The sequence below is a fragment of the Methylibium sp. genome, assembly GCF_013817365.1.
Lineage (GTDB): Bacteria > Pseudomonadota > Gammaproteobacteria > Burkholderiales > Burkholderiaceae_C > Methylibium.
This window is the reverse complement of record NZ_JACDCU010000160.1, coordinates 1-8,004: the sequence shown is the minus strand read 5'-3', so window position 1 is coordinate 8,004 and position 8,004 is coordinate 1. Positions and strand designations below refer to the sequence as shown.

The window sequence follows — 8,004 nt, the reverse complement described above, 5'->3', positions numbered from 1 at the left end:
GGTGCGCGCAAGGCGATCGAGCGCCTGAACGGGGCCGTCGGTGAGATCGAGCGCATGGCACGCAGCGACGCGGCACTTGCCGGCGAGGGCGCGGTGCTGCTGCTGGAGACGCTTTCGCCCGCAGTCAACATCGACAGCTCGAGCGGCGCACTGGGCAACGCGACCGCAGGCGTTGTCGAGACCCTGGCACCTTTGATCGCTGCAGCGCCGGTGCCCCGGCCCGTGCGCGAAAAGTGGCTTGAGCGACTCTTCGACGCCGTCCAGGAGGACGATCCGCCTTACATCGAATCCCTGGGTGAGCACCGAAATATCCGGGCTAGGCGCTGCAAAAGTTACCGCAGCAACCTACTGCTGCGGCGAGGCAGGGACGGACGGCACGACGAATGCCCTTGCCGAATCCATCCCTGAGTCATGCCAGCCAGGCCACCGACGGGACGAATCCTCCAACGCCGAGTACGTCAGCCTCGCGTCGGCCAAGGAGCTCTTTCAACAGTCGAGGCTCGAACCGCCGCTGCACCGTGATGGCGTAAAAGTTCTCATACAAATCCGGCACCACGCAGTACTCAGCCAGGCGGCGCGTCCGGATCTCATCCTGAACCACGACGCTCGGTACCAGGGCCACACTCTCCGAGTCCCTGGCAAGGAGTCGAAGCATCGCCATGTCGTCCACCTCAGCGCGGACCTGACAGCGCAGCCCGAGCTGCTCGCACATGAGATCGAAGCTGGCTCTGATGTCGTTGTCGTGGCTCGGTAGCAGCAGTGGCACTTCGGCCAGCTCCTGCGGAAATCGAAACGCCTTCCGTTTGGGCCTCGGCTGGCCGACAAGACTGACTGCCTGACGCGCAATCCGCCGGCAACGCCACGGCTCGTCCGTGCTTGTCTGGACGCGCCGGTTTGACAAGACGACGTCGAGCGTATGGACCCGTAGGCGCGCTAGCAGTTCCTGCAGCCCGCTCGACTGCACAACGAGTCCGACGTCCTCGCGCTTCAGAAGCGGTTTGAGCCAGTTGTCCACGAAGTTTCTGGACAAGGTAGCGACGGCGCCGATGCGGATCAGCTCGCGCGTGGGTCTTTGTCCTTCGCGCAGCAGGGCGAGTAACTCGTTGCCCGACGTGAAGATGGGGTCAGCGTAGGCAAGGGCGACGCGACCGGCCTCGGTGAGCTGGAGTGTCCGCCCGACGCGCGCGAACAGCGAATGACCGAACTGTTCCTCGAGCTGCCGGATCTGGTTCGAAAGTGCCGACTGCGAGATGTGAAGCCGCGTCGCCGCGCGCGTCAGGTTGCCCTCCTTGGCTACCGCCCAGAAGTAGTGAAGGTGGTGGTAGTTGAGCCGAGTCACCGGTCTGACCGTTCTGTATTCGTGCACGAAACGTGCTGAACTAAGAATTTTACAACTCGTTCTAGACGAAGCACAGTGGCGCTGGCCTAGAAATTTTGTGGAGTCTCAGTGGAATTTCTTGTTGCTCACCCCGCACCCGCCGCCCCGCTGCTGCTCTCCTGCCTCTCCTCCTCGCCCTCGTGTCGGCATGGGCCGGATCATTCCGAGCCGTGGTGACCTCCGTCTGGCTCGCTGCGAGCTGGACAAGCGCCTTTTGCCTGGGTGCAGCTCTGTTGTCGCTCGCGTTGCAAATAAAGACAGGACCGGTGGTGGTCGTGCTCGGGCACAGCGTGTCGATCTTCGGCGTCGACGCGCTAAGCCTGTCCTTGCGTCTCGACGCCTTGAGCTGCATCGTGATGACGCTGGTTGCCTTCATCGGCTGGGTGATCGTGCGGTATTCGCAACCCCACCTTGCTGGAGAGGCCCGGGCGCGGACATACATCGCCTGGCTGGTCGCCACCCTGGCGGCGGTCGCTGTCGTGATCCTCACCAACAACCTTCTCGTGCTCGCCCTGGCATGGACGGCGACCAGCGTGTCGCTGCATCACCTGCTCACCTTCTATGCGGACCGGCCTGCCGCGTTGATCGCCGCGCACGAGCAATTCCTCTACAGCCGTGTCGCCGAAATCTGCCTCTTTACTGCGGTGATCCTGATCGGGGCGAGTCTTCGCACCCTCGAGATCACGCGACGAACCGCGGCCGCCGCCCTGCCGTTACTGGGGAGCTGACTTGAGCAGCGTATGCCATCCGTACGCCGGCCGTCTTGCGGTCATCGCCACCATGCACCGCAAGGAAGACGCGATCGGACCCGCTCTTCTTTCGGGACTCTCGCTGAATACGATCTTGCCGCGGGGGCTGAACACGGACCAGCTAGGCACTTTCTGCGGCGAGATTCCGCGACAGGACACGATGCTGGAGGTAGCCACTCAGAAGGCGCGGCTGGGGATGCGCGCAGCCGCCCTGCCGCTCGGCGTGGCCAGCGAAGGCAGCTTCGGTCCGCATCCGCGGATCCCGTTCCTGGCTGCGGGCGAGGAGATCATGGTGTTTGTCGATGACGACGCCGGATTGGTCGTTCGTGAATGCTTCGTCACGACTGCAACCAATTTTGACTACCTTGCGGTGGCACCTGACGAAACGCTGGACCCTTTCCTTGTGCGGGTGGGGTTCCCGGAACACGGCCTCCTCGTCCGACCCAACGATGACAGTCTCGACGGCGTCTTCGCCAAGGGGATCACCGATCTCGAATGCCTGCAATGGGCGGTCGGCGCCGCTGCCCGCCTGTCCGCGGATGGTCGAGCGCGTATCGAAACCGACATGCGCGCCCACCTCAACCCGACGCGGATGAAGTCGCTCGCTACCCTGGCCGAAACGCTCGCCCGACGCCTAGTCTCCCTCTGCCCGGCTTGTGGCGCCCCGGGGTTTGGTCGCTCTGACGCCGGCCCCACCGGTCTGTGCTGCGAGGACTGTGGAATCGCCACCGCGATGGCGACCGCGGAGATCCATGGCTGCTCCGCCTGCACCCATCGCGAGGAAAGGCCGCGAGCAGACGGGTTGAAGGCCGCGCCCGCCTGGCGCTGCCCAGCCTGCAATCCGTGACGCGCGAACGGAGGCCGCGGTGACCGAACACCTCGCGTCGCACGACGCCCGTTTGGAGCGCCTACACCGACTGCATCCGCGCGCGGTTGACCTGTCGCTGGACCGTATCCAGCGCTTGTGTCGGCGTCTGGACCATCCGGAGCGTCGGTTGCCGCCTGTCGTGCATGTCGCCGGGACTAACGGCAAGGGGTCGACGATCGCCTTCTTGCGCGCCATTGCGGAGGCGGCAGGTCTGAGAACCCATGTCTACACTTCGCCGCACCTCGTTTGCTTTGCCGAACGGATCCGACTGTCCGGCAGTCTGATCTCCGAGGAGCACCTCGGCGACGTGCTGGCGCGGGTCGAAGCGGCAAACAACGAAGAGCCGGTGACCTTCTTTGAGATCACCACCGCAGCAGCTCTCCTCGCTTTCGCGGAGACACCCGCCGACCTCTGCCTGCTCGAGGTCGGCATGGGTGGAAGACTGGATGCGACCAATGTCGTCGAGCAACCGGCGATCTCCGTCATCACCCCGATAGGCCTCGACCACTGCGAGTTCCTCGGCGACACGGTCGACAAGATCGCGGGCGAGAAGGCCGGAATCATCAAGGCAGGAATCCCGTGCGTTGTCGCCGAGCAGGAGCCAGGCGCGTTCGCCATCATCGACAAGGTTGCCCGTCATTTAGCCGCGACCGTGTCGTTGGCGGGTCGCGACTTTTCGCTCCACCGGGAAGGGAATGCCGTGTATTACATCGACCAGAGAGGCGCGACGAAGTTACCAAGCCCGGGCCTGGCGGGCGATCATCAGCTCGCGAACGCGGCACTCGCTGCGGCGGCCGCCCGACGGCTCGGGATCGCCGACACCGCGCTGGCCGAAGGCATGCAGCGGGTCACCTGGCCGGCGCGTATGCAGCGTTTGACTACAGGGCCGCTCGCCGACAAGGCGAGAGCGCGCGGCGCCGACCTCTGGCTCGATGGTGGCCACAACCCGCACGCCATTGCCGTGGTCTGTCGTTTCCTCGATCAGCTGCGCAGCGACGGCCGGCCGATCGCGGTCGTGTTGGGGCTACTGGCGCAGAAGGATGCCAAAGGGATTTTCGAAGCCTTGGCGGTGTTGCGACCCTTTCGCCTGGTCGTCACGGCTGTCCACGCCGAGTCCGCAGCCGCCCCGGAGGACCTGGCCGCGATCGCTCGCACTTCGGGGATTGACGCGATGACACGAAACGAAATCTCGTCGGCGGTCGACGGCGCTTTAGAAGGCGTTGGCCCGGCGCCGCACGTGCTCATTTGTGGGTCGCTTTACCTCGCTGGCGAGGTGCTGGCTGCGTCGGGGCAGGCGTGGGCACGCTGAGCGGCCTACGGCGGTGCAGGAACTGCGCGAGATCGCGCTCGAGCCCCACTCCCAGATGGTACTGGCAGACGAGCAACCCAGCGTTCTCTGTAGGTTGTCGAAACGTGCTGAACTTTGAACTATACGGATCGTGCGTCGAGCGGGACACTGGTCGCCGGTAGTGCGGACGGAAGACGTCGCGACCTTCATCTGCGGACTCATGAGACCAGAAGAACTTCTCCTCGACACCTTCGTCGCGCCGGCACGTCCGGCGCCTCGCCGTTCGCGCCAGGCCAGCGTGCGCTGGGGCAGCCGCATCGTCACCGTCGGCGGCGACGCACCGGTACGCGTTCAGTCAATGACAAACACCGACACGGTCGACGTGATCGGCACCGCGATCCAGGTCAAGGAGCTCGCGGTAGCCGGCTCGGAGATGGTCCGAATCACGGTCAACACACCGGAAGCGGCTGCCGCCGTGCCGCACATCCGTGAGCAGCTCGACCGCATGGGCATCGACGTGCCGCTGATCGGCGATTTCCACTACAACGGTCATCGCCTGCTGACCGACTATCCAGCCTGCGCGCAGACGCTGTCGAAGTACCGCATTAACCCGGGCAACGTGGGCAAGGGCGACAAGCACGATCGGCAATTCGCGCAGATGGTCGAGGCGGCGGCACGGTACGACAAGCCCGTGCGCATCGGCGTCAACTGGGGCAGCCTCGATCAGGAGCTTCTCGCCGTGCTGATGGACGAGAACGCTTGCCTTGCGCAGCCGCACGAGCCACGTCAGGTCATGTACCGCGCGATGGTTCTGTCGGCGTTGTCGTCGGCCCACCGCGCCGAAGAGATCGGACTGAGGCCGGAACAGATCGTCCTGAGCTGCAAGATGTCCGGGGTTCAGGACCTCATCAGCGTCTACCGGGCCTTGGCACGCCAGTGCGACTACACCCTGCACCTGGGGCTGACGGAAGCTGGCATGGGCACAAAAGGTACGGTCGCCTCGACTGCGGCGCTGGCGGTGCTCCTGCAGGAGGGCATCGGCGACACGATCCGCGTTTCGCTCACGCCCGAGCCAGGCGAGGCGCGCACGCAGGAAGTTGTCGTCGCGCTCGAGATCCTGCAGTCGCTCGGACTGCGCTCGTTCAATCCGAGCGTCACCGCCTGCCCGGGCTGCGGTCGGACCAGCAGCACCACCTTCCAGGAGCTCGCCAAGCAGATCGACGACTCCCTGCGCGCGCAGATGCCGCTATGGAAGACGCGCTATCCCGGCGTCGAGAAGATGAAGGTCGCGGTGATGGGCTGCATCGTCAATGGGCCGGGCGAGAGCAAGCACGCCGACATCGGCATCAGCCTACCCGGCACCGGCGAGGCGCCGGCGGCGCCGGTCTTCATCGACGGCGAGAAGGCGCTGACGCTGCGCGGCGATCAGATCGCCGCAGAGTTTCGCGCCCTCGTCGAGCGCTACATCGAGCGTCGCTTCGGCAAGGCGACTGTTTGAGCCAGCCACGAGGGAAGTCGATGGATGATTTACCTGGACGCGACCGAGCAGCACCGCCCTACGACAAGTTTAAGCTGCCGAGCCGCCACACCACGGTCGGTCCCGAACGGGCGCCGCACCGTCCTTTTCTCTACGCGATGGGGCTGTCGGCGCGCGACATCGCCCAGCCCTTCGTCGGCGTCGTCTCCACCTGGAACGAGGCGGCCCCGTGCAACATCGCGCTCAGGCGTCAAGCGCAAGCCATCGCCGATTCGGTCGAACTGACGATGCGCGGGCACTGCTACGACGCGCTGGTCGGGGTGGCCGGGTGTGACAAGACACTGCCGGGCCTGATGATGGCCATGCTGCGGCTCAACGTGCCTTCGGTCTTTCTTTACGGTGGGTCGATCCTGCCCGGGCGCTTTCGCGGCCGGGACGTCACGGTCCTCGACGTCTTCGAGGCAGTCGGCGCGCACGGCGCCGGAACGATCAGCGACGCTAACCTGGCCGAGCTCGAAGCGGTGGCCTGCCCTTCGGCCGGTTCCTGTGGCGGCCAATACACGGCCAACAGCATGGCCTACGTCTCCGAAGCGATCGGCCTGGCGCTGCCCGGCTCGGCCAGCACGCCGGCGCCTTACGAGTCGCGCGACCGGTTCGCGGAACTGGCCGGCAAGACGGTGATGGATCTCCTCGCACGCGGGCTGAGACCTCGCGATATCGTCACCCGCAAGGCCTTGGAGAACGCGGCTGCCGTCGTCGCCGCGACCGGCGGCTCGACCAACGCCGCTTTGCATCTGCCGGCGATGGCGCACGAAGCGGGCATTGCGTTCGATATCTTCGACGTCGCCGCCGTGTTCAAGCGCACGCCGCTCATCGCCGACCTGAAACCCGGCGGCCGCTATCTCGCCAAGGACGTGCACGAGATCGGCGGCGTGCCGGTGGTGCTGAAGGCCCTGCTCGACGGCGGCTTCCTGCATGGGGAGTGCCTGACCGTGACAGGCCGCAGCCTCGCGGAGAACCTCGATGGAGTCCGCTTGCCGCAGGGCCAGGACGTCGTCCGACCGACGACGAATCCGCTCTCGCCGACCGGCGGTCTTGTCGGGCTGTCGGGCAATCTCGCGCCCGAAGGTGCGATCGTGAAGGTGGCGGGTCTGCATACCGGGGTTGTCGTACTTTTCGTGCAGATTGGTGCGCCTTGTTCTAAAAACCCGTTGCCCGACAAGCACTTACGAATCCGCGACTTTCGCGAACTTCGTCCTTTTCGCGCAGATTGGTGCGCTTTTGGCTCCGGCGGCCTCACGATGTCCGCGCTCCGAACGCCCCCGCGATCTGCTTGGCGCGTCGGGCATCGTCGGCATGCAGGTACATCGAGGTCGTCGAGATCGACGAGTGCCGCAGGTTGTCCCGCACTGTGGTCAGCTCGGCACCGCTCTCCAAGGCGTGGGTCGCGTGTGTGTGCCTGATCCAGTGCGGGGTCGCGCGACGCAGCTTCTCGGCCGTGGCCGGGCTCGCTTTGCCGATCACTTCCGCCGCCGTCTTGAAGAAGCGCTTCATCACGTTCCAAAGCCGGGTTGAGGTAATCCCCTCTTCGCTATCCAGACTCCCGATGATCGGTGTCGTCGGGTGCCATTTCGAGGGCGTCACCGGCAAGCCGCGTTGCATCAGATACCGATCCAGGGCGCTACGAGCCAGGAGTGGCATGACGACCTTGCCGGCCTTCGTCCCCTTCCCGACCACGTGAAGCCAGTGATCTCCGTTGGCGTCGGTCTCGATGGCGCCCAACCTGCATCCGACTAACTCGCCAGCGCGCAGACCGGTGGCATAGGCGAAGTCCAGGACGAAGCGCAGTCGCTGCGCCGCCGCCGGTTGCCATCCGTAAGACCACTCGAGGCCTTCGGCCACCGTCCGCAGCAAATTCCACTCGCCCTCCGAGAAGACTCGTCCCGTGTGCAGGGTCGCCGGCCTCGTGCCGCGCACGGGTTGGCGAGCTGGTAGCGCTGCTCGATCAGCCAGCGGAACAATGCGCCCAGCACGGACAGTGCGTACGCGGTGGATCGAGTTGACAAAGCACCGGCGAACGGCCGCCACTCCGGGGAGTTCCTTGGTCGCGGTGAACCGATCCAGCGGACTCGAGGAGCCGGATTACGCAGGAAGGCGCGATAGGCGATCGCATCCTCGGTGGTCAACGACGACAAGGCTTTGCTGCGTTCGACGATGGCCCACAAGATCAGTCGCTCCGCTTCC

Annotated in this window: 5 protein-coding genes and 3 pseudogenes; 6 read left to right on the top strand and 2 right to left on the bottom strand. The window is 65.3% G+C overall.

Features of this window, described 5'->3' with window-relative positions:
- Nucleotides 1-408, top strand: a pseudogene (locus H0W38_RS11200) (hypothetical protein); the annotation flags it as partial.
- Nucleotide 409: 1 nt separating this feature from the next.
- Here H0W38_RS11200 and H0W38_RS11195 read toward each other — a convergent pair.
- Nucleotides 410-1,366 (bottom strand): LysR family transcriptional regulator, encoded by a 957-nt coding sequence (locus tag H0W38_RS11195; RefSeq protein ID WP_292453916.1) that lies wholly within the window; start codon nt 1,364-1,366, stop codon nt 410-412.
- Between the two features lie 278 nt (nt 1,367-1,644).
- On the opposite strand from H0W38_RS11195, the gene H0W38_RS11190 reads away from it, so the two are divergent.
- The 5 genes and pseudogenes from H0W38_RS11190 to H0W38_RS11170 form a co-directional block, all read left to right on the top strand.
- Complete coding sequence (locus tag H0W38_RS11190; RefSeq protein ID WP_292453914.1) at nt 1,645-2,106, top strand: proton-conducting transporter membrane subunit; 462 nt, start codon at nt 1,645-1,647, stop codon at nt 2,104-2,106.
- 1 nt (nt 2,107) lies between these two features.
- A complete protein-coding gene (locus H0W38_RS11185) occupies nt 2,108-2,974 on the top strand; it encodes a DUF6671 family protein (protein WP_292453912.1) in 867 nt (288 codons plus the stop codon).
- A gap of 19 nt (nt 2,975-2,993) precedes the next feature.
- Entirely contained in the window at nt 2,994-4,304 is a 1,311-nt protein-coding gene (locus H0W38_RS11180; RefSeq protein ID WP_292453910.1) for a folylpolyglutamate synthase/dihydrofolate synthase family protein, read from the top strand.
- 199 nt (nt 4,305-4,503) lie between these two features.
- The gene (gene ispG / locus H0W38_RS11175) at nt 4,504-5,781 is read left to right on the top strand and encodes a flavodoxin-dependent (E)-4-hydroxy-3-methylbut-2-enyl-diphosphate synthase (RefSeq protein ID WP_292453908.1); all 1,278 of its coding nucleotides are present in this window, start codon (nt 4,504-4,506) and stop codon (nt 5,779-5,781) included.
- A gap of 20 nt (nt 5,782-5,801) precedes the next feature.
- A pseudogene (locus tag H0W38_RS11170) lies at nt 5,802-6,920 on the top strand (dihydroxy-acid dehydratase); the annotation flags it as partial.
- Between the two features lie 136 nt (nt 6,921-7,056).
- Here H0W38_RS11170 and H0W38_RS11165 read toward each other — a convergent pair.
- Nucleotides 7,057-8,004: pseudogene (locus H0W38_RS11165) on the bottom strand (tyrosine-type recombinase/integrase); the annotation flags it as partial.